This window comes from Oceanobacillus locisalsi (assembly GCF_042675985.1).
Lineage (GTDB): Bacteria > Bacillota > Bacilli > Bacillales > Amphibacillaceae > Oceanobacillus > Oceanobacillus locisalsi.
In genome coordinates this window covers 129,985-154,795 of record NZ_JBHTKK010000006.1, presented here as the reverse complement: position 1 = coordinate 154,795, position 24,811 = coordinate 129,985, and the positions used below count along the sequence as shown (strand labels likewise).

The window sequence follows — 24,811 nt, the reverse complement described above, 5'->3', positions numbered from 1 at the left end:
CTTTAATGAATATGCGGATAAAAAGGTTCATATACAGGGTCGGTATAATATGGCGGCCTGATTTTAATCGACGGTGTACTCCAGCTGTAGTTCAAATAATGCATTTCCAGTTCTTCTACTTTATTTTCTAATAAACGTTTGACCTCAGGGTAAAATTCAAATGCCAATTTACTGCCTCCTTTTGAAAATCTTTATGTTATTTCCGGGCGTATTTTACACATGCATGTGAAACGAAGGTGGTCTATACAATGCTATATTGCTTCACATATGCATTCGCCTAATCATAGCCTATGAAAAGAAAGGGGAGATCGTTATGACAAATCAAAATAATGACCGGAATCTATCCTTATCAGAAGAAGCACTGAAACAAATCCGGGCATACCAGCAATGGTTTGAAGAAAATAAAATAGAAGATCCATATCCGTATTACCCGATATACGGTAAAATTACCCAGTATGAAGAGGTGCCTCTTACTCAGCCGGAACAACGGCAGTTGATTCAGCCGGGTGTTGAAAAATTAATGGTGCCTAAACCGATTATTGAGAATCCAAACTATAAAGGAAGCGGAAAATTAGAGGGCAAGGTTGCACTGATAACGGGCGGGGACAGCGGAATGGGAGCTGCGGCGGCAATTGCTTTTGCGAAAGAAGGTGCTGACGTTGCGATTGCTTATTTAAATGAGCATGAAGATGCCGATCGGACAAAAAGAAGGATAGAGGAACTTGGGCAGGAATGCTTATTATTGCCAGGAGATCTTCGTGAAAAACGACAGTGTGAACATATTGTTAGAGAAACAATCTCTCACTTTCATACATTGGATGTTCTATGTAATCATGTCGGGATTCAATTTCAGCAAAATGACGTGACTGACATTACGGATGAACAATTTGATCAGACCTTCAAATTGAATATTTATTCGCATTTTTACACGACGAGAACAGCACTGCCTTATTTAAAAGCGGGAAGCTCCATTATTGGAACGTCGTCTGTGGTTACTTATGCGGGAGAGCCTTTATTAATGGATTATGCAGCTACCAAAGGAGCCGTCGTCGGATGGACACGTTCTTTGGCGAAAAATATTGCTAAACGGCAAATTCGGGTGAATGCGATTGCTCCCGGGCGAATTTGGACACCGCTTATTCCAGCCAGTTTTTCTGCAGATGAAAATGCTCTGACTGGAGGGAATTTATTTGACCGCATGGCTCAACCTTTTGAGGTAGCGCCGACTTTTGTTTATCTGGCATCGGATGATTCCAGACATGTTACTGGTCAAGTACTCCATGTAGATGGGGGAGAATCAACCAATTCTTAACATCTTTTTAAATAAAAAGCTCATAAATGGGGTGATTTATTGATTCATGAAGCCGCCATATCTGAAATGAGGCTTCATGAATATCTATTATTGGTTCCCTTTTCCGCCCCAATCGTCTCGTTGAGGATTTTCAAATGGTTTGTCCTGATCCTGTTCATCTTGTGTAGCACTGCATCCAAATAACATTCCTGCAGAAATGATAAAAGCAATCATACATAACGTTAGCTTTTTGACTTTCATTGCTGTCACCTCGTTTCAGTAATCGATATCCCACCTTAATATTTTCCTTGTTCACAAATCTTATGCTTAGCAAAATACTTATTAAAAAATCATGAAAAATAGTGGCTATCTGCTAAAAATATGCGAAGTCACTATTTTTTATTATTTTATGGTTTTCGTCCAGCCCTTTGTATGCAGAAAATGCGATTTTAATGAATGTGTACAATCTACATAATTAAAAAAAGCATAAATTACTTTATATCTACAGGAAAGGAGTGTTAGGTATAACAGGAAATAGACGCTATTCTGATATAGTCTTTTTTTCTAAGAAGAAGGGACTGTAAGGGTTTTGCCCTAAAGTAGAGCAATGGTGATTCTAAAACTAGGACAAACACGATGGTATAACTGCCGTACAAGAGGAAGTAAAATCTGCCAAGCAAAGTACGCATCAGGAGAAAAGGGCGTCAATAAATCCTCGGAATACGTCGAACTTTCGTGCGCAGGCACGTAAATAGCAGATTCCTTGCAAAGCAGTACCCTGATGGTGATGCCATCCAGGGGAACGAACTTTAATAGGAATCAATGACAAGGAATATTAGCTGTCAGCAACAGGCAGGTGATTTCTCTTTTGAGGGGTTTTATAAATAAAAAGAAAATCCCAAAACACGATGGAAAGGAATGAATAAGGTTGGCTAATTTAACAGATCGTCAAAGAAGATTATTAAGTTTGTTAAACCAGCTATCACAAAATGTAGTTACTACTAATAGCGCCAATGATACCAATAATGACAGTACACTAAGTAATAATTTTTCTCTAAATCTACCCGGATTTAGTCTAGATGCGGACCACAATTTAAATTTAGGTTTTGGTAATTGGGGAGGAAGAAAACCGAGTCCGCCTAGCACTCCAACAAATATCAGAGAAGTCTTACTGAGTTTAGTAAACGAACAAGTGCAGGTCACGACTCCTTTTGACACAATATCCGGAACACTAATTGCCGTCCAGGATGACTATGTTGTGATTATTGAAGCTTCTGGTGCACAAGCATTGGTTCGAATTGAAAAAATTGAATTTGTCAGTAATTCGTAAAGGAGGCGTTTACATGTTTGAAGCAACGTTTGCTGCTGAATTAGGTAATCGAATTGGAACAAGAGTTGAAGTAGCTACGGATAATAATTTAATCGAAGGTATTCTTTCAACCGTTACCGATGAATTAGCTTTAGTTATTGATGTTACAAGCGGTTATGGAGATAATGTCAAAATATATATTTCAGTAGATGCGATCAACTTTGCCCGTTTCCCTGTAGCGGCGTAGAAAGGATTATTTCACTATAAACTGAACTGTTGAAGAAAGTTTCGTTGATAGGCTCCCCATTTGGGGAGAATAGAGGGATTAAAAAGATACCCTGGCGTAATAGCCGGGGTATTCTATTCCTCATCCTTATTTCATGATAGCTGTGAAATATATTTCCACACTATTTGCGACATGGAATGAAGTTATATGCTGTTCCATTTTGAACTGCTGTTCAATATATTACTTTCATACAATTGGAATTCGGAGGTGATTTTTATGGTTAATCAAGCCCATGGCGGGAGTTTAATTTGTCGTGAATTAAAAGAGACGGAAAAAGAGGAAGCGGTCAGGAATGCTGAAAAGCTATCCGCATTAATGGTGAATTCCTGGGTGCTTTCTGATATGGAATTGATTGGAACAGGGGGATTCAGTCCGCTGACAGGATTTATGGGGCAGGCTGATTATGAAAATGTTGTTGAACATACACGTCTTGCAAATGACACCATCTGGAGTATTCCCATTACATTACCAGTTACAGAAGAGCAGGCGCAAGACTTTCATATCGGTGAACAAATTGCCCTTAAAGGAAAAGATGGCATCCTCTATGGGACAATCACCCTGGAGGAAAAATACACTTACGATAAAAAGAAAGAAGCCTTCCATATTTATGGAACAACTGACGCGGCGCATCCAGGGGTAAAGAAAGTGTATGAGCAGGGAAATATTTATCTTGGCGGGCCAATTACACTATTTCAACGTCCGAACCACAGTCCGTTTACAGCATATTATATGGATCCGGCAGAAACGCGGCAAATGTTTGCGGACTTAGGCTGGCAAACCATCGTCGGTTTTCAGACACGAAATCCCGTTCACCGTGCGCATGAATATATTCAAAAAACGGCTCTTGAGACGGTGGATGGGCTGCTGTTGAACCCGCTTGTCGGCGACACTAAGTCAGATGATATCCCGCCTGATGTCCGGATGGAAAGCTATGAAGTGATTTTGAAAAACTACTATGTAGAAGATCGGGTACGTCTTGTCATTTATCCGGCGGCCATGCGTTATGCAGGACCGAGAGAAGCTATTCTGCATGCCATTGTACGCAAAAATTATGGCTGTACGCACTTCATCGTCGGGCGGGATCATGCTGGTGTCGGAGATTATTATGGCACATATGATGCCCAAGTGTTGATTGGTCAATATGGAGAAGAATTAGGTATACAGATTCTTAAGTTTGAACATGCGTTTTACTGTGAAATTTGTGAAAATATGGCAACCGGAAAAACATGTCCCCATGGCAAAGAAAATCATGTGCATTTAAGCGGTACAAAAGTGCGTGAAATGCTGCGTAATGGTAAGCGACCGCCAAAAGAATTCTCACGCCCGGAAGTTGCTGATGTCCTAATCAAAGGAATGCAGGATAAAGAATAAAGTGTTCAAAAAACAGCAGCTTTTTTCTTTTGAATATGTTTTAAAAGAGGATTTGATTCCCTATGACATTGGAAATGATGTTTGTTCTGATTTTACTTCTGGCCATGTTTACTGCTCTGGTTTTTGAAGTGGCCAGACCAGATATGGTTATTTTTTCTGTGTTGGTTATATTGCTGTTATCTGGCATTTTGACAGTGGAAGAGGCGCTTAAGGGTTTTTCCAATGCAGGAATGTTGACAATTGCATTATTGTTCATTGTTGCGGGCGTTATACAGAAAAGCGGTTTAATCCATCAAATGATGGAAAAATGGCTCCGAAACAGTCGTACTTCTGCAGGTGCGATGATACGATTTTTTGTGCCGACGTCGGTGCTTTCGGCTTTTTTAAATAATACCCCGATTGTGGTGACCCTTACCCCGATTATTAAAAAATGGTGTGAAGACCGCGGAATCGCACCATCGAAGTTTTTAATACCATTATCCTACGCTACCATCTTAGGCGGGATGATAACGTTAATGGGAACATCCACGAACTTAGTCATTCATGGTTTGCTTCTGGATCTTGGAATGAAGGGGTTTTCTTTATTTACTTTGGCTGCAGTTGGTATACCTGTCACGTTCATTGGGCTACTTTATTTATGTACGATTGGATATAAATTACTGCCGGATAACCAAAGTTTTAGTCAGAGATGGAAAGAAGAACCTAAAGAATATATTGCGGAAATGAAAGTGACGCAAGCTTTCGGCAAGCTTGGCAAACGTGTGAAACAGGCCGGTTTGCGTGATTTGAAAGGACTTTACTTGATTGAGATTATCCGTGGAAATGAACGGATTTCACCAGTCAGGTCAACGACGGTGATTCAAATTGGAGATCGCCTGATTTTTACCGGTTTGATGTCAACCATTGCTGATTTGCAGAAGATGAAAGGGCTGGAGCTAGAAACAGGAACGAATATTGACCTGGATGATCTGAAAGACGGAACGACCAGTTTAGTAGAAGCAGTCGTGTCAGACCAGTCGTTCCTTTTATCCAAGACCATCAAACAATCGACTTTTCGTTCACGATATGATGCAGGAGTGATAGCAGTACATCGGAATAATGAACGAATCAAAAGTAAGGTCGGGGATATCGTTTTGAAGCCGGGAGATACGTTATTGCTATTAGCAGGACCGGATTTTGTCGCACAATACCGGCGGTCGAATGATTTTTTTGTTGTATCCGCGTTAGATACGCCGGAAGCCTTGAAACAGAGTACGAAAAAAGGCTGGTTTTCCATCATCATGCTGCTGGTGATGATTGGTACAGTAACTCTGGGATGGCTTGATATGTTTAAAGCAATGGCTCTGACAGTGCTCGTGTTTTTGGTTGCAAAAATAATAACACCGCAGGAAGCGAAGAAATATATTCACTTTCATGTTTTATTATTGATTGCGAGTTCATTCGGGATTGGTGCAGCAATGAGGAAAACAGGGCTGGCGGAATGGACCGCGGACGTCTTACTGGATATCGGTAAACCGTTTGGACTGTTGGTTATGTTGTTTATGATCTATCTATTGACGAATTTGTTTACGGAACTGGTTACGAATAGTACAGCGGCTGTTATGATGCTTCCAATCGGTATAGAAATGGCACAATCGCTCCAAGTTGATCCGACGGGTATTGCTGTTGTTATTGCCGTAGCTGCTTCAGCAAGTTTCGTAACGCCAATCGGTTATCAAACCAATTTAATCGTATATGGTCCTGGAGGGTATACGTTCATGGATTATGTAAGAGCAGGGCTTCCATTGAGCCTGATAGTAATGTTGACGTCTGTTTTCATTATTTATCATCTATGGTTTTAGGAGGGAAAGTATATGGCAGATTCTAAAAATATTTCGTGGCATGATTCGAAAGTGACAAAAGAACAGCGCAGAAATTTGAATCATCATAAAAGTGTCACAGTATGGTTTACTGGTCTGTCCGGATCCGGCAAATCAACTATTTCGGTGGAACTGGAAAAAGAATTGCATCGTTCAGGTGTCCGGACTTACCGTTTGGACGGAGATAATATCCGCCATGGATTGAATAAAGACCTTGGGTTTGATCCAGACGACCGTAAAGAAAATATCCGGCGAATCGGGGAAGTATCCAAGCTGATGGTGGAAGCTGGGCTGGTCGTATTGACAGCATTTATTTCCCCGTATCGTACAGATCGTGAAGAAGTACGTAACATGGTGGAGCACGGTGAATTTATCGAGGTGTTTGTAGATGCCAGTATCGAAACATGTGCTGCACGTGATCCAAAAGGGCTTTATCAAAAAGCGCGTGCTGGTAAAGTAAAAGGATTTACAGGAATTGATGCCCCCTATGAAGCGCCGGTGAATCCGGAAATTACAGTGAATACAGATGAAGAGAGGATAGAGGAATCCGTACAGAAAATTATTTCTTATTTGAAAACGAAACAATACCTTATCAATGAAACTATTTGATAGTCTTGTTAATCTAGCTCATTTTCTAATATTCAATATGATTTATACGGGGTATCCCAACATGAATAGCATCTGATTTAAGGCTCACCGCATAATTTGACCCCGTATCAATTGCCTCTTTTCCCTTTATGTACACGTCTATCATGTACAGTCTACTAGTTTTTTCATAAATTGAGGTATAACCTATTTGCATGCAATGATATCAGCTGCTAAACAGGGAGCAAACGAAAGCATCTCGGCACTGTTTGAAAAAGTATGTCATCCCGTATTCATCAGATTATCTATCAGTCTGCTGATATAAATAATAGGCATTATTCCTGGAGGAGTGTTTAAATGTGTTTCAAAATACAACCATATTGATTACCGGAGGAACAGGTTCCTGGGGACATGAACTCGTTAAAAAGCTGCTCCCGTTTCATCCCAAGGAAATAAGAATTTTTTCACGTAACGAATTTGCCCAGGTGAAAATGAAAAGAGAATTCTCGAATCATCCTGATTTGAAATTTATAATTGGAGATGTAAGAGACTTTGAAGCGGTTAATGAAGCCGCAAAAAATGTGGACTATCTATTCCATCTTTCCGCGCTGAAACATGTAACCATATGTGAAGAGCAGCCCTTAGAAGCAATAAAAACCAATGTGAATGGAACAGAGAATATTATCAAAGCGAGTTTAAATCAAAAGGTGAAAAAAGTCATTGATGTTTCGACAGATAAGGCAGTGGAACCAATTAATTTATATGGACATACAAAAGCAATTGGTGAAAAGCTGATTATTCAGGCCGATCAAATAAGTAATCATACACGTTTTGTATGTATCCGCGGCGGTAATGTTATCGGGACAAATGGAAGCGCCATCCCATTTTTTAAAGAACAAATCGTCAAACATCATACTGTTCCGCTTACATCCAAAGAAATGACACGCTTTTTCTTAACTGTTTCTCAAGCTATTGATTTACTCATATACGCTTCTAAAAAAGCGGTAGGCGGAGAGATATTTGTTATGAAGATGAAAGCGTGCCGGATTGTCGATTTAATTGATGTCATGGAAAACCATTTTGCCGAAAAAGCAATCCGTGTCAAAGAGGTAGGTATCCGGCCGGGAGAGAAAATTCATGAGGTATTAGTATCCACTGCTGAATCCCGTAACGCTTATAAGTATGATGAAAATTATTATGTTATTTTACCTGACAATGCTTCGGAAGCAGTAAAGAAAAGATATGAGCATTTACCAAAGGCTGCTTTTACACGCTATCAATCGGATGATGAATTAATGTCATCCAGTGAAATTGAACAGCTTCTTAGGAAAGCGGATGTTATTCACTCAAAAACGATTTAACACAACATCATGAGAACAGGCATAACAAGGAATTAAATATCAAAAAAAACACTGATTTTGGGAATAGGTCTGGGACAGCCCCCAGAAAATAGTGAGCCTTCATTTTCGGAGGGCTCACTATGTTTGATGAAGCTTTTGTACAAGCTTTACTTGCTGAATGAACTGTTTTGCCCGGTGAGCGGTTGAATGATGGTGATGCACAAACTGGTAACCCGCTTCAGTAATTTTTTCACGCTCTTTTGTATTTTTAAGATAGTATTCCGCTTTTTCGGGAAAGTTTTCTGCGTTTATATCCACAAAATGCACTCCTGGTATCAAGCCAATTTGCTTCAGTTCCGGTAAGGCTGGAGCTAGCAGTAACGTGCGGCATGCCGGCACTTCAAAATACTTAAAAGTCACCACCTGGCGTACAGAGCCGCATGCAAAAAACAATTTCGCCTGCTGGATGGCCCTGGCATAGTTTTCTCCAATTAATGCTGTCTCTGCCTGTTTACTTGTGAAATCTTGCCATCCTGGATGCGGACGATTGAAAAAATGAGGGTCATTTTGATAATGCTGTAATATCTTTTCTCGTAACGGATAAATTTCCGGAAAAGAAACTTCTCCCAACATCATCAAATCGATGGTTTTTTCGTTTCCATAATCTTTAAAGATGGCAGTATTAGCAAATTGAGGGAGAAAAAACACATGATGTTGTACTTGCTCGGGGTAATGATAGTAAAAATTATGGCGGCAGATAACAAAAAACGTCCGGATATTGCTGCGAGTGATATACCTTCTTCTTTGTTCTACAAAACGGTGTGCGTCGTTTACCATTAGACCTGCAGGAATATTGATATCAGATAATCCAGTAACAACAGGAGCAAATGATTTCCCTACGTCATTGATAATGAAAATGAAATCCGGTTTTTCAGGAATCTTACGTAATATTTTTTGGATCGGACCGGATTTTCGATAGACCATTAAATGCGTCCGTTTTGCTAATTCCTGTTCGAAATCATGGTAATTATTATTTGTAAAACGAGAGGTGTCGGCCGCAATCAGTAATAATTTCAGCATGAAATGATCACACCTTTCTGAAGATAAAAACGCCTTCTGCTTAGGAAGGCGTTTGGATAGAGGGCTTTATTTGTACCCCAGTCTAGATAATGTTTTACTAAAGGATTGATGGATTTGCTGCTGCTGATCTTGGCTTAAAACAGATTTCCATTTATTTGCCTTGCCTTCTCTTACAAATGGAAGCGAAGGGTTTACAAACTTTGAAGAACTGTTGAGGTGTTCTTGCTGTTTCTGTTCCAGTGCTTTCATATTATCAAAGGAAGCCCAATGCACTGCTTCGTTGATTTCTTGTTCGGTTCTGTCCACGTTTAAGAAGGTGATGATTCGTTTGGCTTCTTTCACAGGAGCCTTAAGAAGATCTTCATATTTCACCAGCAGAAAACCATGTTTCACTTTTTCCTGATTAGCCAGCCAGCTTTCAATTTGCGTGTCCCATTTTCCGGGAGCGATAGCCCCATTCATAAAGGCGTCAAAAAAAGTTTCAAAATCGCGTTTGTCGCCATGATATTTCTGGAAATGATGATAATAGGAAATGACCACATCTCTCGGATCCCTTACCAGGTAAATGACTTTCGGGTAAGACGCATCGTAGCTTTCATGACTCCATACAAGATGCGGGGAGGGCAAGTTTGCAATGGGAGCACTTGACGCATTTTGAACCGTGATACCTTTGGTAGCCCAGTCCATTTTCTTCCGATATAATAATGTGGCGATAAGAAATAATAAGAAATTATTCCCTGATTTTGGGTAAGCTACAAGACAAATATCGTCTTCCTGGCATTCATATTTTTCATTTGTTGACACGAGCTTATCATCCTTTCTTTTCATCCGTTTTATTCGGCTGTACATGTAAGGAGATGGTATCCGGGTTCTCCGGATCAAATAATTCATTGGCCCAAAACAAAACAATTATCTCGTCATCGGTTACGTTTTCAATGGAATGCGTATACCCTGGAGGGATGTCTACGATTTCCATGTTTTGATCTGTAACATGATAGGTGATTAATTTACCAGAATCAATCTTCCTTAATGTAATGATTGCCTCGCCTTTGATAAGACAAAATTTCTCTACTTTTGTATGGTGAAAATGGTTTCCTCTTATGACGCCCTTGCGAGATGTGGATATAAAAACTTGCCCAGCCTGGTGTGATTTGATTAATTCGGTTAAACTTCCTCTCGCGTCTCGATGGACAGGTAATGCGTAAGATAAGTTATCTGTTTCTAAATAAGAGAGATAGGTCGTATAAAGATATTTCGTCCATTTATCAGACAAGTCCGGTATAATCAGCGATTCCCGTATGTTCTTTAGTTTGTAGAGTTTATGGGCCAGCTCACCAACCGTTGTATGAAAGGACGGATGAATAGAATAGTAGAGTGTTTTTTTCGGGTTTTTTTGATTCAGACAATCTATAAAACGGTCTATTACATCATCAATATATACGAGTTCAAGCTCTTTGTCCGCGTCATGGATGCCAATGTCTTTATCGTGGGAAATTTCATGGCAAAAGGTAGCAACCACTGAATTATAGTGCGGCTTGCACCACTTGCCGAAGACGCCTGGTAAACGGTAAAGACACACATCTGCGCCGGTCTCCATATGATAAGTTTTAAGCACGTCTTCCGCAGCTTTTTTACTCAAACCATAAGGCGTATCACCTGCAGCTTGACTGGATGACGAAAAAATAATTTTCGGTGTTTTTTGATGTTCCTGTAAATAGGTAACCATAGATTCCGTCAATCCTCTATTAACTCTTGCAAATTCTTCGCTATTTTGAGGTCTGTTCACTCCTGCTAAATGATAGATAACATCTGTATCGTTTAAATACTCGTGCAGCAATGATAAGTCGTCTCCGTGATGAAATTGTTTGACGAAGACTCCTTTTTCCCTATGCAGTCTAGCAATCAGATTCTTACCGATAAATCCGCCTGCACCGGTTACGGTTACGTTTAGCATGTTTTTATCCTCCTGTTTCTATTACCCATGCGATGATCCAGTAAGTTGGTATAGTTAGACGGTTGCTCAACACTTCTGAATACTTTTCTACATATTATGGAGTATGCGGTGAAATGTGAAAAAACAGGGCATAGGCAAGGTTGTTAAATGAAAAAGGGGATGTATATATGACCGATTTATCTATTCATACAAAAGATTGGATTGAAAAAAGAACATCAAAAGAGGATATACACGAGGTTTATCAAGAATTCTATATAGACGAGACGGTAACATATACGCTGCCAAAAGGAGATACGCCGGAATGGGTGGATTGGGTCAAACCGCCATCATTTGGAGAGATTCACACATTTGATAAAGCCTATGTTTCAAAAATAGATGAAGGAAGTGTGTGGATGTGCGACCAGGGAGAAGGCATGGTTTATACATTGGCACCTGATCACACATATTTTCATGATATGGTTTTTCATTTATATTGGAATTATTTTGAGAAAATATCTTCTCGTGCCATTCCTGCTGCCTCCTCTTTTGAAGGTACATTGGGTGTTCTGGCTTGGGCAGGTCATACTAATTACTGGCATTGGCTGCATGATACATTAGGACGCTATCATCTGCTGCAGCTCAGCGGATGGAAGATAGATAAATATGTTCTGCCTCCTCTGACTTCGCCATTCCAGCGAGAAACCATCAAAATGCTTGGAATCCCGGAGGATGACATTTTACAGCTTATGCCGGGAATGCATGTGCAAGCGGAACAATTGATTTTGCCATCTGTGCCATTCAATGCAGGGACTTGTGTGAAATGGACCATTGCATTCCTCAGAAGTGCATTTTTGAAGGAGGAGAGCTATAAATCCGTAAATCACGATAAACGAATTTATATCAGCCGGGAAGATGCTTCGTGGAGAAAGGTTGCCAACGAAGGCAAACTTATGGAGCTGTTGGCTAGAAAAGGATTTAAAAAAATTGTGCTGAGCAAGTTAACAGTGCAGGAACAAATAGCTATTTTTTCTTCGGCAGATGTGATCATCAGTCCGAATGGGGCCGGGCTCGCCAATTTGATGTTCTGCAAGCCGGGGACTAAAATCATTCAGTTATTCACAGCGACTTCAGATGAATTTATAAAAATAGGACAATACCTGGAACTGGATTATCGTTTTCTGAAATGCAGAAACGCAAATCCGGTATCTACAGAACATGAAGTGATTAAAAATCTGGTAGTGGATGTGAAGAAAATAGGAGAGATTCTGAAGGCTGAAGGGATAGATTAGGCAGAAGAATTCCAAAAATGCAGGTGCTGCGGGAAGCGCCTGCATTTTTAAAGCAGCTGGTAATCATTATGCTGTATCGTTATTGCAGCGATTTTAAAAATGCATTCCAGTCGGCACGATGGGTTTTGGTGATGCTTTTTTTATGTTCCCGTACATTATATACCGTGAAATCATGATATTGGAATCGGTTGTGTTTGATTAATTGATGTAACACACTGACATCCTCATAAAGTTTTCCGTCTTTAAAGGCCATTACTGGAAATCCGCCGGCTCTTTTTAAAGCAGAAGTACGATAAATCCTTGGTCCCAAAGGAAAATGATAAGAGAGCAATCCCGCTCTTCCATTGACAGGTTTCCCTTTTGCTGCACCTTTGTAGAGCACATCACCTGCCAGTTGCTTCCATTTTCGCAGATTCCCATATAATACAGCTGTATCCTCTGACAGGGCTGCTAAAAGGTTTTTTATCACGGAAATGGCATCCGGATCCAGCCAATCGTCAGCATCGAGTTCTAAAATGAAGTCAGATGTAACGTAAGGCAATAAACGGTTCAAAGCGATTGCTTTTCCCTCATTCTCTTTTTCAAATACCCTCACCAGTTTTCCATCATCCCACTGTTTCAGCTGATAGTAAGAGTTATCTGTTGAGCCGTCGTCCATAATCAGCACCTGCTCCGGCAGCGCATTTTGAAGCAGGCACGAGACAATCGCTGTTTGCGCATATTGCTCCATATTATAATTGGAAAGAACGACAGACAGACTGGGATTTGCTGTTTGGATTTTCTCAAGCTGGTACTTGTGCATAAATGTTTGCTTTTCCAGTATATTGGCAGTGTTATTCTTTTTTGACTGCAGCACCAGACCATCTTTACAGAGCTTCTGTGAAGTGGATTTATCAAACAGCCAGGCAGGAAAAAGAGCTTCCTTAAATGGCAGCTGGGAGTTTAATAGAAAGGGATGCTTTTTCAGAAAAGATGCAGATACCAGAAATGGACGGGGAACAGCAATATTTCGACGATAGAAGTTCGTTGTTAAATATGATTCTGACTGAGAAAGGTGAAGGGAATGAGCTTGAATGGCCGGGGAAAGGTAATCTGTATCATGAAGAAATAATACATAGGTGCTGTTGATTTTTTGAATGATGTCATTCAGTGTTTTCCCAGGGTCATTCCATGTAATATATTGCAATTGCTTAGAAGACATTTCGTTTATTGCTCCAGTTAAAGGCTTGCCTTGTTCCTGGAGAATAATAACAGCATGTAATCTGTCTTCAATTCTTTTTAGAGATTGTAAAGCTTTACGAATAGCTGCTGCATCAGAATAAAAAACAAGCATCGCAGTGATATCCTTCAATCAAAACCCTCCGTTCTTTTATGGTGTTTTTATTTATCGCAATGTAGCCGGCAAGGACTGAGGCTACGATTTCAAATACTGTCAAGTTAATGCATTTTTAAATATTCTATTGTTTACAGATAGATAGTAAAAAACTATCTATATAACTTGAAATTAATATTTTACTTTCTGGCGTTCGCTCCGGCCAAGCCCTCCGCTTTCCATGGGGACGGCTTCAGCTAACTTGAAAAGAAGACCGCTTTTCAAGTGGATCTTCAGCTCGCCCTGTTCCCATAGGAGTCTACGTGGTTGGCCTCCGCTCTAATGGGATTCTACAGCGTTTGGAAGAAATAACATCCTGTTGAGTTGCTATGAAATAGTGGCTCTTTCGTTTGATAACACGATTGTTCCAGTATTTTAAATGGTTGATTTAGCAGTTCGAACCAGGACAGCATAGATAATTAACATCAAGAATAACTTTCATGAATAAAAAGTAATCATTACTGAACATTTTTACCATGTACTACGAAAAATTTTTTCTGACTGAACTACCTTTTATTTGTTCAGCTTTTTTACATATAGAATACCCAACTAGCGAAGGCGGACCGTTTTGACTCCTGAGGGATCAGCACCCTCTGAAGATCCACTTTTGCCAAGCGCTCTTCTTGGCAAAAGTTAGCTGAAGAGCGTGCCCCTAGGAAAGCAAAACGGTTCGCCGCAGCGGTGTATCACACTTCATCTTCTATTCTTTGGCAAGGAAGTTATCAAAGGAACGACCAACTCCTGTTTCTATGGAAATAAAGTTTCTTTTTAAGGTGCAAAAGTTGAGTTACCTATATAAATTGAATTAATAACACTGTATTTTGTGCTTGAAAATAAAGTAATACGTCTTGGGATTAAGCACAGTAACTAGCGTAGTGTTTTTCCATAGCGAGCGTCAGAAGGTAAAATATTAATTTCAAGCTATATAGTTAACCAAAAAGGTTCATACAACCATTTTTCCATTTCTTGTTTCCGATAACCCTTCCATTACATATATTATTATATCTTGTGTATTGGTGGTGTGAATGTAGTGAAAATAAGTCTTTGCATGATTGTGAAAAATGAAGAAGAAGTACTGCGGCAATGTTTGGATAGTGTTAAGGACATCTGTGATGAAATCATCATTGTCGATACAGGGTCAACGGATAAAACGAAGCAAATTGCTGGGGAGTATACAGATAAAGTAATGGATTTTAAATGGATTGATGACTTTTCGGCTGCGCGAAATTTTGCTTTCAAACAAGCGACTTCCTCTTATATTCTATGGCTGGATGCAGATGATGTGTTGCAAAAAGCAGATCAGAAAAAATTTAAAAAGCTGAAAGAAGACCTGGATGAATCGGTGGATGCTGTTTCAATGCTGTATCATATTGCTTTTGATGAATGTGGCAATCCAACTTTCAGCTATCGAAGAAATCGCCTGGTAAAACGGGATCGGAACTTCAAATGGATCGGTCCGGTTCATGAATATTTAGAGGTTTATGGAAATATTATCTCATCCGATATTGCCGTAACGCATCGTAAGAGAGATAAATCCAATCCAAATAGCGCAAACGACCGTAACTTAAAAATTTATGAAAAAAGATTAGAGAGGGGAGAAGCATTTAGCCCCAGAGATTTATTTTATTATGCAAATGAATTAAAGGATCACAGTTTTTATCAGAAGGCGATTATTTATTATCGGGAATTTTTAGCCACCAGAAAAGGCTGGGTGGAAGATGAAATTCGTGCTTGTATCAATATGGCTGCATGTTACCGGATGTTGGGGAATCCGGAAAAAGAAATTGAGGCACTGGTGCTTTCTATTTCCTATGATGTTCCAAGACCTGAGGTTTCCTGCCGGATTGGAGATTTATATAAGGGAAGGAATTTATTCCGAAAAGCTATTATCTGGTATCGTTTGGCAACAGAAATCGAAACAGATGATCATCAGGGATTTCAGCAGCAAAGCTATGCAACATGGTATCCGCATCTTCAGCTTTGTGTCTGTTATTGGCAGGCAGGAGAAATGGAATTGGCTGAAGCGCATAATCAAAAGGCAAAATACTACCGGCCGCATGACAGCCAGGTGAAATATAATGAAAGGTTCTTTAAAGAATATAAGGAAAAGAACAGCTGAAAGAGAAAATATTCAAAAACTTAGAATGCAAAAAAAGAAAATATATGAAATGGGTGGTGTGAAATTTAAACAAAGGCGTGTACACTATGAATAAAACGATTTTATACATTGGCTGGATCGGTTATCGAAATCTGGGGGACGATTTGTTATGGAATCTATTTCGTGACCGGGCAGATAAGTATCTTGGGTCCGGTCAAATAACGATTGTACCTTCTCTGCCCGGTGTGAATATCCAGCACTTAGAACGTTATGATACGATTGTTCTAGGAGGGGGCTCTTTAATTGCACCAACCTACATCCAGCTTTTATATCGCGCAATAAAAATGAAAAAGAAAGTCTGTATTTGGGGAAGCGGTATTGACCGTATTCCGGAATCTGCACTGTACGCAATGCAGGAAGGGGAAAAGATGCCTGTTATCCAACGTTTTAAGGGAGAAGAGATAGCACAGCTGCGTGAAGTACTGATGCAGGCTGATTTTATTGGGGTCAGAGGACCTTATACGAAAAAAGTCTTGGAAACGTTAACCGGAGTGTCAGGTGTGCCGATTATCGGAGATCCTGGGTTATTATTAGAATGGAATAAAGCTGCTGTTCAAAAAGAAAAGTGTATCGGAATCAATTGGGGAACAACGATGAACAATTTATACGGTAATAAAGAGAAGGATGTAGAAAAACAGTTGGCTGAAGCGGCAAAGCAATGGGTATCGGAAGGGTATAAGGTTTTTATTTACGCAGTATGGAGTGAGGATTTTCCAGCATGCCAGTGGTTATATAAATTAATCGATAAACCGGAAAAAGTGTTGTTTGAAAAGAAATTATATACAGAGCAGGAATTAATGAAGAAACTCTCCATCTGTTCGTTAACGGTCAATTTTAAACTTCACCCTAATTTACTCTCTTTATCAGCAGGAGTGCCCGCTGTAGCTTTAGGTTATCGATTTAAAGTGTTTGATCTATTTTCATCCTTGGGTTTGGAGCACCTGGTTCTGTCAACGAGTGAGGAACAAATAAATACAAAACTAATGAAGTTGGCAGATGAAACCATGCAAGAAGCAGATAAGATAAGGAAAGACTATTGGGTAAAGCAACAAATATACAGTCCGCAAATCGAAAAAATATTTACTGAAGATGGATTATAGAAACATAAAAACTGCCGGTTCACTTGCGTCATAAGTGAACCGGCAGTTTGATTTATGACTGGAAAAAAGATAGATTCTCATGATGGATGTATTCCTTCTTCCGCCCAGTTTAATAGGGCTTGGGCACGTTGCTCGTAGGTATGATATGCCAAAAGGTGCTGATAGCCGGAAGAAGCAATTTTTTGTGCTTCATGAACATGCGTTAAATAATAGTCGACTTTTTCCAGAAGGTCTGAATGCGAATCAAAGAGAACCAGATGTTTTCCGTCTTCAAGCAGTATATCCAGTTTAGGCACTGTATCTGTGAGCAGCAACGATCCGCAGCCAATCCCTTCAAAAATACGCATATTCAAGCTTTTTATGGTATCTGCTGCATGGTTGATGACGAGCTTCGATTGACCGTATGTTTTCGCTAAATCATGTAAGAAAACTCGTTTATGGAAGGATAATCGATACGTTTTATGAAATCTCTCTTTTATTTTTTTAATAGCTCGTATTCGTTTTTGGTATAAGACAGGGTCTAATGTACCGACGGACGTAATATCCATGGGTCTGTCTTGAAGCGGTGTAACATCATTAAAAATATCTGTTGCCATTGCAAATGGAAAGAATTTGACCGGGACAGAAAAATGGTTTGCTAAATGTAACGAATGGGCCATTAAAATAAGGTCCGGCTGATAACGACGGACTAAACTTTTATTAGTATTCAGCCGGTTCTCTCCATGATGAATCCAAAAAAACTTTGGGATGTTTACACGGTCTATCTGCTTTACACTCACTGCGGGTACAGAAGGACTTTCAACAAATAAAACAGCGACATATTCATCAAGTGCAATGTTGGAAAAGTCGATAAATGATGTATATACATCCACCTTTACCCCGATATTTCGAAAAGCATCCTCCAAGTATCGTCCGGGAGTGAAGGATGTTTTTCCGTAACACATTAACAGTTTTTTCTGCTCCATAATTATTCAACCTGCCTTTTGTATAGCATAAAGATTGCTGTTGCTTTATTAAGATATGTTTGATTGGAAAAAAGGGGATGTATGCTTATCCTGTTTTTGAGGGAGGAAGGCAGAATTAAGCTGGGAGCGGATGAAATTGGGAGCTTGTCTGTAAATCAGTAATGCAGGATAAACTTGAGAGTTCTTTGCTCTTCGTATTTATCCTTCAAGATTATATGTGGATTGTTGTCAGGCGGAGGTTTGCTTTAAAATAGAGGTTATCTCTTTTAAAAACGCTTCGGCACGTTTTTTGGTTGTATGGTTTTCTTTTGTCAACATCATTCCGTTGTGGGCAATTTGTTTTCGTTCCGCTTCGTGATTCAAGTAATAATCAATTTTTTCTTCAAAACAGAGCTCATCGATAGCAACAAAATTCACACCGGGAATAAAACCTAAATCACCTAATTCTTTTGAATAACTGGCTAGCAGCAAAGCATTGCAGGCGGTAATTTCGAAATATTTCATTAAAGGATATTTGAATACGGAATCGCAGGTCAGCACAATTTTGGAACGATTCAATTCTTTCGCATATTCTTTCCCGACAAAGACATTTTTTTCATCTGCCTTTACCTTACGATAGCCTGGATGTGGATAGTGAATAAAATCAAATCTATTTTTCAGCCGCATTTGCATGATTGCACGGAGTGGGTAAAAATCTTCTAAAACGGAGCCTGTTAATAATATATTTTTGTCTTTTTTCAATTGGTAGTCTTGATAGATATCTTCATGGGCATGGTGTGGAAGCCAGTGCATGCGTGAGGTGAACTCAGGGTACCACTGCTTGAATTTATCACGATAAAAAGTGAACACATGCTGGATATTTTCTTTTTCAATCATGGCTTTTCTTAAAGGCTTATGAAAGTGTAAATCGTGTAAGCCGACTGCAAAAGGAACACGTAAATTTTTCAGACCCGTTATAACTGGAGAACCATTTTCCAGATAATCATTAAAATAGATAAAATCCGGTTTGAAAGGGATAGAATCAAGAATCTTCTCAATCTCTCCAGATTGATGAGATACATATAAATCCGTTGTTTTTTGAAGTTCCTGGATAAAGTAATATGATGCAGGAACTGTATAGGATTGATCGTCACGTGTCATAAATAATAGTTTTAATTTTTTCATTATCACCGCATCCTCTTAAATATATAAGCCTTGCTCAAATGGCTCTATCAGTTTTGAACGATAAGCCTGTCGTTGTTTATCCATGGTTTTCATGATCTCAGAACGGTTATTTGTTATTTTTTTCTCTAATGAAATGATCTGAGGAACTAGGTTTGTATCATCTGTTGCGATAGCGAATTCCTCTAAATGGACAGATCGGACAAAATCAAATATTTTGAAGCGGTAGCCTAAAGCAATAAAAGGAACGCCGGCAGCAAGGGACAGGTAATTGGCGTGTAATTTAAAATTAATGGTGAAATCAAAATGTTTCAGTAAAGACATGAAAGGTTCTGCAGGGTAAACGGTATTATCTATATGCCAAGAGGCATCATCATGTAGTTTAGCAGCTAATCGTTTGGTATGTTCTACATCAGCATGCCACATGACATAAAAGTAAATTTTATAATCTTTGGCAATCAACTGATTTAAAGCTTCTGCAAATTGGTTTTCCAATGAGATTTCATTTCTGCCGTAGATATTATGAAAAGATGTACCCCAGTTTACTCCAATCACTTTATCATCCTGATGAAACGGAGATGCAAGTTGTTCTTTATCTGTTTTATCTGGCAGTAAAAATGCGGGATCTCCGCTGATGACAACTTCTTTTTTAACTCCTGCCTGGTTAAGGAGTTGTTTGGTTAAAGGGCCTCTGACGCCGGTCCAGACGCTTTCATGAAAGACAGTATTTAACTTTTCACGAAATAACTTTGTTTGGTTTGTAAGAAAGTCGATGTTTGAGTTATCGGTCAAATATGACTTAGGTACCCAATCAATTCCGGATCCCCAAATCATTATTTTTTTATTTAATTGCAAGGCTTGATATAAAGTTTCAATAATATAATTTTGAATCGGATGATCGGCTCCGCTTAAAATAGACCCGCCGCCAAGCACGATTAGATCATAAGCTTGAAGCGGGGCGTTGTCGAGATAACGCTTTTCATTGTTTACCAAATCAAGCTTATAATCATTGCCAAGTTGATAAAATTGTTCTTTAAAGCATTCAAACATTAATTCATCGCCTAAATTATTGTAGCCAATCCAGCCAATATACAAAACATGTTTCATTTTCTGCCTCCTAATTCTTATCTAAAGTATTTAATTTCTCGATACATAAGTTCTTATAATGTGCAGCGCGAAAGCTTCCGACCCCTTGTAAAATTAAATAGTCTGGATGATTTTCCCTTAGATCTAGACATGTTTCAAAACATGCCAAGGCAGCTTGATAATCAGCTTGTTGAAAAAGAATAAGCCCTTTATAAAAATGTAAATCAACGTAATCTGGGTATAGCAAAAGTGCTTTTTCAATACCGGGTAATGCCTGATCGATACTATTGGTTTGAACCAATATGTCATACTTCAGTTTGTATAGAATCGAAGGTGGTTTTCGTCCTTCTAATAAAAACATATAAATTGATTGATTAACATAATCAAATGCCTGCTTATATGCTTTGTCGCGATAATACTCACTGGCGAGGTGATACGTTACCCACGGACTGTGGGTTTCTTTGGCAGCTTCTAATTCCAGCAAGCGTTTATTGCGGGATGATTTATCTTTCTTTTCGGTAACTTCGTGAATATAACCGTAATGAAGAATAGGGAGGTCTAGTATATCCGTTGTCATTTTCTCCGGCTCTGCGTCCAACGTTTCGTGGATACGATGGATAAAATGAATCCCTTGATGGTTGCGAAATAGCCGGGGCTGGTAATGGATGTAGGATGTAAGGTCATCCGAATGTAAATGGTTCCCAGTGAAATTTGTTATTGGCAACGAAAGTATATTTGCCTTTCTATTCGCCAATGCTTTCTTAAAGGTTTCGGGATGTTGTATATCTAAACATTCATCTGCATCGAGCCATAAAATCCATTCATTCGCAGCTTTTGTTATCCCTTCATTTCTTGCTTTTGCAAAATGGTCATCCCATTTATAATGGTAGATTTTCGCATTAAATTTTTCTGCGATACGGATGGATCCATCCGTAGAACCTGTATCAACGATAATAATTTCATCTGCGAAGTTCTGTACACTCGATAAACATTTCTTGAGGAAGGCTTCCTCGTTTTTGACAATCATGCATAAGGTAATCGCCGGTCTTGATTCCACTTGATTTCCTCCTGATTTATTTAATTGATTCTCAGAAAGTTTCTTCACGCACTTGATGAGATAGCCAAGGACGCTGAGGAGAAGTATTATTGATAATTGTAATTCTCGGGTAATAGCTTAATAGTAGATTTAAATTTTCTAAACAGTGCTTTTTATACATATCTAGAGAAAAGGAATGTTGTTGGATTTGGGTCTTTAATTCAAGTATTTGCTCACGAATATCCTCTTTCAAATACTCCGTTGCACTGTCTTGGAACGCAAGCATACATTCATCGGGATAATAATCAAGTTCTTTAAATAATTCTTTTTGGTGGAAAAAATGATAATGAAGTTTTTCGAGAGAGGAAAGGGAAACCAGAAGTTTTTTTTCCATTTGTTCCTCCTCTGTCATAGATACTTTTTTATCATAAAAAAAATACTCATAAAAATAGTCCGTAAGAAAATATAAAAAAATGTGTGTATAAGTGATATAGTTTGGTTCCCATTCATCCCATTTTTCTTTTATTGTAGAATCATCATTCATCATGCTCTGCCTCCCTTTTTTTATTTATCAGAGCAAGGTTTGTTTTCTCTGCAATGGTCGCAGTCACAATCCGTTGAAGGATAGTAACCTAATTCTTCATAGAAATTGTTCTTGCAGCCCCGGTGTTTGGGTTTCGGTTTTTTATCTTTGCATCTACAGTCACATCCTGGATCCAGGTCAGCAACATCTTCCAGTTTGAATTGGAGAAGCATTTGCGATTTAACTATTGTACGCAATGTTTTATTGACACTGTCGTTCATTTTTAAATAATCTTGTAAACAATGATGCGGGTCTTTTAAGAACGCTTGAAGCTTTTCTCCCTCAGCATTCAAAATATGCGATAATCCTATTTCTTCTAAAGCAATAGAAGATAATAGTAAATCAATCGTTTCACATCGTTTTAGTGAAACGATTGGGGTGATATTTGGAATATTTGGCATTGACATAAGAACTTCCTCCTGTTAAATTCATTTATTTAAATAAACAGGGAATCGTAACCTAAACGATGATTCCTGTATAGGTTTCTATTAAAAGAAATACAGCTGCGGAATGTTGTTTCCATTAAATATAAAAAGTTTACAAAAAATACTTGCTACATAGCTTTCTTTAAAAGAAAGGATGTAAACTCTTTATTCAATGATTTCCAATATATTTTTTAATTTCGTTTGCAGTAATAGTTCTTTTTTTAATACAGTGTCTAATGTTGATTGGACACTTTCATTGATATCAATCAAATCATTTAATTCCAGCATTGATTCAGGGGAAGTGCTTAAAGTGCCTAAGGCGTATTGAATTTTTTCTCCTTCTGCATTAATGATGTGTGCAAGACCAAGTTCTTCCAATGCAACAGAAGCTAATAATAAATTAATCACATCATCCCGATCAATGGATATTTCAGGTGTAATGTTTGGAATATTTGATTGCGACAAAACGGTTCCTCCTCATTTTTAGACATATATCTATTTCCATACAATTATCGTATGACTGTATCATTTAGGTCGTTCCATAAATGGGTAATGGTCTATGGTTTTGTGTAATGAATAAAAGTTAGAAAGATATGGTGAGAAGAGTATATTTTTAGATATAGGGTGTTTGCTTCCTCGGAAATAGTTGATGCTCTAGTGCATGATTAAATTTCTGGGATTTCAAATGCGCTATGTAATAAGAAATCTGGAGTGCATATACACTCCAGATTAGATAGATTATGCAATCTGATTGATAGACCAATAGATGCCTTGCTGATCGCCACCGCCTAAATCTATGCCAATGGTTAACCCATCAGCTATATAAAATAGACCAATCTGATCGCCGGCAGTAAGTTCCACTTCTCTAGCAAGCGTTACTGTTCCGTTACCTAATACAGCTCTTAAAGTCAGAAGCAGGGCAATATTTACGTTCAATACAGGGAATAAGCCAGTTACCAATGTTGCAGGGTTTGGCGTAATTCGTTGAACCGCAAATGCCGGGTTTACCCCCGCTCCAAGGTTAATGGTAAGAGCAGCAGTTGTTTGATAGTTTATTGTTGCACTGATGGAATAACGGCCTGTTTCAGGAGCTGTGTAAATTCCATCTAAAGCGGCAAAGTTAGGGCTAGCGTAAGAACCAGGTGTTATCGTAGACCAACTGACTATTTGTTCTGATCCCGTTACAGTCTGTGTTGCTTGAGTAGCAGAAAATCCGTTTTCTGCAAATGCTGGTCCAGTAGCACCAGTGGCCCCTGTTGGTCCGGTAGCACCAATTGCACCGGTAGGCCCAGTTGGTCCGGTAGCACCGTCTGCGCCAGTAGGCCCGATTGGTCCGGTAGCACCGTCCGCGCCAGTAGGTCCGATTGGTCCGGTAGCACCATCTGCGCCAGTAGGCCCGATTGGTCCGGTAGCACCGTCCGCGCCAGTAGGCCCTGTTGGTCCAGTAGCACCATCCGCGCCAGTAGGCCCTGTTGGTCCAGTAGCACCATCCGCGCCAGTAGGTCCTGTCGGTCCAGTCGCACCGTCCGCGCCAGTAGGTCCGATTGGTCCAGTCGCACCGTCCGCGCCAGTAGGTCCGATTGGTCCAGTCGCACCATCTGCACCAGTAGGCCCGATTGGTCCGGTAGCGCCATCTGCACCAGTAGGTCCGATTGGTCCGGTAGCGCCATCTGCACCAGTAGGTCCGATTGGTCCGGTAGCGCCATCTGCACCGGTAGGCCCTGTTGGTCCAGTAGCACCATCCGCGCCAGTAGGCCCGATTGGTCCGGTAGCACCGTCTGCGCCAGTAGCCCCCGTTGGCCCGGTAGTGCCATCTGCGCCAGTAGGTCCGATTGGTCCGGTAGCACCAATTGCACCAGTAGGCCCAGTTGGTCCGGTAGCACCGTCCGCGCCAGTAGGTCCGATTGGTCCGGTAGCACCATCCGCGCCAGTAGCCCCCGTTGGCCCGGTAGCGCCATCCGCGCCAGTAGCCCCCGTTGGTCCGGTAGCACCAATTGCACCAGTAGGCCCAGTTGGTCCGGTAGCACCGTCTGCGCCAGTAGGCCCGATTGGTCCAGTAGCACCATCCGCGCCAGTAGCCCCCGTTGGTCCGGTAACACCGTCCGCGCCAGTAGGTCCCGTTGGTCCGGTAGCGCCATCTGCGCCAGTAGGCCCTGTTGGTCCAGTAGCACCAGTGGCCCCAGTAGGTCCGGTTGGCCCAGTAGGCCCCGTTGGCCCCAAGTCCCCATCAGGAATAATACTAGTTACTTGCTTTAATTTATTATCCAATAATAATTCTTTTTTCATAGCTGTCGCAAGCATATCTTGAACTGCTTCATTTACTTCCAATATTTCAGGTAATGTTGCTGGTGTTGTCAGGCCGGGAAGGGTACCTAAAGCATATTGTATTTTTTCGCCCTCCGCATTAATAATATGTGAAAGCCCTAATTCCTCCATAGCAATGGAGGCTAATAGCAAATTAATTGCATCATCCCTTGTTAAAGTTATATTGGGTGTAAAGTTTGGGATATTTGGTTGGGACATTATGATTCTCCTTTCATTAAAAATAGATATTTCAAATAAAAGCATCTGCGTAAAAAATA

24 protein-coding genes are annotated in these 24,811 nt (G+C 39.9%); 10 read left to right on the top strand and 14 right to left on the bottom strand.

The features are described 5' to 3' along the window. Positions 1 to 2: 2 nt before the first annotated feature. Positions 3 to 167, bottom strand: a complete 165-nt coding sequence (locus ACFQ19_RS07555) for a hypothetical protein (RefSeq protein ID WP_379591467.1) — start codon at positions 165 to 167, stop codon at positions 3 to 5. A 146-nt stretch (positions 168 to 313) separates the two neighbouring features. Between ACFQ19_RS07555 and ACFQ19_RS07550 the strand changes: the two genes are divergently transcribed. Further along, positions 314 to 1,312, top strand: a complete 999-nt coding sequence (locus ACFQ19_RS07550) for an SDR family oxidoreductase (RefSeq protein WP_379591466.1) — start codon at positions 314 to 316, stop codon at positions 1,310 to 1,312. Positions 1,313 to 1,399: 87 nt separating this feature from the next. Here ACFQ19_RS07550 and ACFQ19_RS07545 read toward each other — a convergent pair whose 3' ends face one another. Then, a complete protein-coding gene (locus tag ACFQ19_RS07545; protein WP_379591465.1) occupies positions 1,400 to 1,552 on the bottom strand; it encodes a hypothetical protein in 153 nt (50 codons plus the stop codon). Between the two features lie 667 nt (positions 1,553 to 2,219). On the opposite strand from ACFQ19_RS07545, the gene ACFQ19_RS07540 reads away from it, so the two are divergent. From ACFQ19_RS07540 to ACFQ19_RS07515, 6 genes are all read left to right on the top strand, one after another. Beyond that, positions 2,220 to 2,621 carry a DUF2642 domain-containing protein gene (locus ACFQ19_RS07540; protein WP_379591464.1) on the top strand — a complete coding sequence of 134 codons (402 nt, stop codon included), beginning with the start codon at positions 2,220 to 2,222 and terminating at the stop codon, positions 2,619 to 2,621. Between the two features lie 13 nt (positions 2,622 to 2,634). Next, positions 2,635 to 2,847: a hypothetical protein gene (locus ACFQ19_RS07535; RefSeq protein ID WP_379591463.1), complete on the top strand. Its 213-nt coding sequence runs from the start codon at positions 2,635 to 2,637 to the stop codon at positions 2,845 to 2,847. A gap of 255 nt (positions 2,848 to 3,102) precedes the next feature. Beyond that, positions 3,103 to 4,257, top strand: a complete 1,155-nt coding sequence (gene sat, locus ACFQ19_RS07530; protein WP_379591462.1) for a sulfate adenylyltransferase — start codon at positions 3,103 to 3,105, stop codon at positions 4,255 to 4,257. Between the two features lie 62 nt (positions 4,258 to 4,319). Continuing rightward, positions 4,320 to 6,098 (top strand): SLC13 family permease, encoded by a 1,779-nt coding sequence (locus tag ACFQ19_RS07525; protein WP_379591461.1) that lies wholly within the window; start codon positions 4,320 to 4,322, stop codon positions 6,096 to 6,098. A gap of 12 nt (positions 6,099 to 6,110) precedes the next feature. Further along, a complete protein-coding gene (gene cysC, locus ACFQ19_RS07520; protein ID WP_379591460.1) occupies positions 6,111 to 6,725 on the top strand; it encodes an adenylyl-sulfate kinase in 615 nt (204 codons plus the stop codon). A gap of 335 nt (positions 6,726 to 7,060) precedes the next feature. After that, positions 7,061 to 8,062 (top strand): polysaccharide biosynthesis protein, encoded by a 1,002-nt coding sequence (locus ACFQ19_RS07515; protein ID WP_379591459.1) that lies wholly within the window; start codon positions 7,061 to 7,063, stop codon positions 8,060 to 8,062. A 117-nt stretch (positions 8,063 to 8,179) separates the two neighbouring features. Here ACFQ19_RS07515 and ACFQ19_RS07510 read toward each other — a convergent pair whose 3' ends face one another. The 3 genes from ACFQ19_RS07510 to ACFQ19_RS07500 all read right to left on the bottom strand — a co-directional run bounded on the left by ACFQ19_RS07510 (position 8,180) and on the right by ACFQ19_RS07500 (position 11,075). Next, positions 8,180 to 9,121: a glycosyltransferase gene (locus ACFQ19_RS07510; protein WP_379591458.1), complete on the bottom strand. Its 942-nt coding sequence runs from the start codon at positions 9,119 to 9,121 to the stop codon at positions 8,180 to 8,182. 66 nt (positions 9,122 to 9,187) lie between these two features. Then, entirely contained in the window at positions 9,188 to 9,925 is a 738-nt protein-coding gene (locus tag ACFQ19_RS07505) for a sulfotransferase domain-containing protein (protein WP_379591457.1), read from the bottom strand. Positions 9,926 to 9,932: 7 nt separating this feature from the next. Further along, positions 9,933 to 11,075 carry a polysaccharide biosynthesis C-terminal domain-containing protein gene (locus ACFQ19_RS07500; protein ID WP_379591456.1) on the bottom strand — a complete coding sequence of 381 codons (1,143 nt, stop codon included), beginning with the start codon at positions 11,073 to 11,075 and terminating at the stop codon, positions 9,933 to 9,935. A gap of 167 nt (positions 11,076 to 11,242) precedes the next feature. Between ACFQ19_RS07500 and ACFQ19_RS07495 the strand changes: the two genes are divergently transcribed. Next, positions 11,243 to 12,343, top strand: coding sequence for a glycosyltransferase family 61 protein (locus tag ACFQ19_RS07495; RefSeq protein WP_379591455.1), 1,101 nt, complete (start codon positions 11,243 to 11,245; stop codon positions 12,341 to 12,343). 79 nt (positions 12,344 to 12,422) lie between these two features. Here the strand turns inward: ACFQ19_RS07495 and ACFQ19_RS07490 are convergent, their stop codons facing one another. Next, entirely contained in the window at positions 12,423 to 13,694 is a 1,272-nt protein-coding gene (locus tag ACFQ19_RS07490) for a glycosyltransferase family 2 protein (protein ID WP_379591454.1), read from the bottom strand. A 1,069-nt stretch (positions 13,695 to 14,763) separates the two neighbouring features. On the opposite strand from ACFQ19_RS07490, the gene ACFQ19_RS07485 reads away from it, so the two are divergent. Together ACFQ19_RS07485 and ACFQ19_RS07480 are read left to right on the top strand one after the other, a co-directional pair. Continuing rightward, complete coding sequence (locus ACFQ19_RS07485) at positions 14,764 to 15,834, top strand: glycosyltransferase (protein ID WP_379591476.1); 1,071 nt, start codon at positions 14,764 to 14,766, stop codon at positions 15,832 to 15,834. A gap of 86 nt (positions 15,835 to 15,920) precedes the next feature. Continuing rightward, positions 15,921 to 16,973, top strand: coding sequence for a polysaccharide pyruvyl transferase family protein (locus ACFQ19_RS07480; RefSeq protein WP_379591453.1), 1,053 nt, complete (start codon positions 15,921 to 15,923; stop codon positions 16,971 to 16,973). A gap of 77 nt (positions 16,974 to 17,050) precedes the next feature. Here the strand turns inward: ACFQ19_RS07480 and ACFQ19_RS07475 are convergent, their stop codons facing one another. From ACFQ19_RS07475 to ACFQ19_RS07440, 8 genes are all read right to left on the bottom strand, one after another. Further along, positions 17,051 to 17,938 carry a glycosyltransferase family protein gene (locus ACFQ19_RS07475; RefSeq protein WP_379591452.1) on the bottom strand — a complete coding sequence of 296 codons (888 nt, stop codon included), beginning with the start codon at positions 17,936 to 17,938 and terminating at the stop codon, positions 17,051 to 17,053. A gap of 228 nt (positions 17,939 to 18,166) precedes the next feature. Continuing rightward, positions 18,167 to 19,102: a glycosyltransferase gene (locus ACFQ19_RS07470; RefSeq protein WP_379591451.1), complete on the bottom strand. Its 936-nt coding sequence runs from the start codon at positions 19,100 to 19,102 to the stop codon at positions 18,167 to 18,169. 15 nt (positions 19,103 to 19,117) lie between these two features. Continuing rightward, positions 19,118 to 20,206, bottom strand: coding sequence for a polysaccharide pyruvyl transferase family protein (locus ACFQ19_RS07465; protein WP_379591450.1), 1,089 nt, complete (start codon positions 20,204 to 20,206; stop codon positions 19,118 to 19,120). A gap of 10 nt (positions 20,207 to 20,216) precedes the next feature. Next, positions 20,217 to 21,242, bottom strand: coding sequence for a glycosyltransferase (locus ACFQ19_RS07460; protein ID WP_379591449.1), 1,026 nt, complete (start codon positions 21,240 to 21,242; stop codon positions 20,217 to 20,219). A gap of 31 nt (positions 21,243 to 21,273) precedes the next feature. Then, the gene (locus ACFQ19_RS07455; RefSeq protein ID WP_379591448.1) at positions 21,274 to 21,768 is read right to left on the bottom strand and encodes a hypothetical protein; all 495 of its coding nucleotides are present in this window, start codon (positions 21,766 to 21,768) and stop codon (positions 21,274 to 21,276) included. Positions 21,769 to 21,785: 17 nt separating this feature from the next. Then, positions 21,786 to 22,211: a hypothetical protein gene (locus ACFQ19_RS07450; RefSeq protein ID WP_379591447.1), complete on the bottom strand. Its 426-nt coding sequence runs from the start codon at positions 22,209 to 22,211 to the stop codon at positions 21,786 to 21,788. Positions 22,212 to 22,394: 183 nt separating this feature from the next. Continuing rightward, positions 22,395 to 22,694 (bottom strand): hypothetical protein, encoded by a 300-nt coding sequence (locus tag ACFQ19_RS07445; protein WP_379591446.1) that lies wholly within the window; start codon positions 22,692 to 22,694, stop codon positions 22,395 to 22,397. A gap of 273 nt (positions 22,695 to 22,967) precedes the next feature. Next, positions 22,968 to 24,752 carry a collagen-like protein gene (locus ACFQ19_RS07440; protein WP_379591445.1) on the bottom strand — a complete coding sequence of 595 codons (1,785 nt, stop codon included), beginning with the start codon at positions 24,750 to 24,752 and terminating at the stop codon, positions 22,968 to 22,970. Positions 24,753 to 24,811: the final 59 nt, after the last annotated feature.

Excerpts from the sequence above, each read along its gene's own strand:
- ACFQ19_RS07550 (WP_379591466.1), top strand. The coding sequence starts at position 314 with ATGACAAATCAAAATAATGACCGGAATCTATCCTTATCAGAAGAAGCA.
- ACFQ19_RS07545 (WP_379591465.1), bottom strand. The coding sequence starts at position 1,552 with ATGAAAGTCAAAAAGCTAACGTTATGTATGATTGCTTTTATCATTTCT.
- ACFQ19_RS07535 (WP_379591463.1), top strand. The coding sequence starts at position 2,635 with ATGTTTGAAGCAACGTTTGCTGCTGAATTAGGTAATCGAATTGGAACA.
- sat (WP_379591462.1), top strand. The coding sequence starts at position 3,103 with ATGGTTAATCAAGCCCATGGCGGGAGTTTAATTTGTCGTGAATTAAAA.
- ACFQ19_RS07525 (WP_379591461.1), top strand. The coding sequence starts at position 4,320 with ATGACATTGGAAATGATGTTTGTTCTGATTTTACTTCTGGCCATGTTT.
- cysC (WP_379591460.1), top strand. The coding sequence starts at position 6,111 with ATGGCAGATTCTAAAAATATTTCGTGGCATGATTCGAAAGTGACAAAA.
- ACFQ19_RS07510 (WP_379591458.1), bottom strand. The coding sequence starts at position 9,121 with ATGCTGAAATTATTACTGATTGCGGCCGACACCTCTCGTTTTACAAAT.
- ACFQ19_RS07500 (WP_379591456.1), bottom strand. The coding sequence starts at position 11,075 with ATGCTAAACGTAACCGTAACCGGTGCAGGCGGATTTATCGGTAAGAAT.
- ACFQ19_RS07495 (WP_379591455.1), top strand. The coding sequence starts at position 11,243 with ATGACCGATTTATCTATTCATACAAAAGATTGGATTGAAAAAAGAACA.
- ACFQ19_RS07485 (WP_379591476.1), top strand. The coding sequence starts at position 14,764 with ATGATTGTGAAAAATGAAGAAGAAGTACTGCGGCAATGTTTGGATAGT.
- ACFQ19_RS07480 (WP_379591453.1), top strand. The coding sequence starts at position 15,921 with ATGAATAAAACGATTTTATACATTGGCTGGATCGGTTATCGAAATCTG.
- ACFQ19_RS07475 (WP_379591452.1), bottom strand. The coding sequence starts at position 17,938 with ATGGAGCAGAAAAAACTGTTAATGTGTTACGGAAAAACATCCTTCACT.
- ACFQ19_RS07470 (WP_379591451.1), bottom strand. The coding sequence starts at position 19,102 with ATGAAAAAATTAAAACTATTATTTATGACACGTGACGATCAATCCTAT.
- ACFQ19_RS07465 (WP_379591450.1), bottom strand. The coding sequence starts at position 20,206 with ATGAAACATGTTTTGTATATTGGCTGGATTGGCTACAATAATTTAGGC.
- ACFQ19_RS07455 (WP_379591448.1), bottom strand. The coding sequence starts at position 21,768 with ATGATGAATGATGATTCTACAATAAAAGAAAAATGGGATGAATGGGAA.
- ACFQ19_RS07450 (WP_379591447.1), bottom strand. The coding sequence starts at position 22,211 with ATGTCAATGCCAAATATTCCAAATATCACCCCAATCGTTTCACTAAAA.
- ACFQ19_RS07440 (WP_379591445.1), bottom strand. The coding sequence starts at position 24,752 with ATGTCCCAACCAAATATCCCAAACTTTACACCCAATATAACTTTAACA.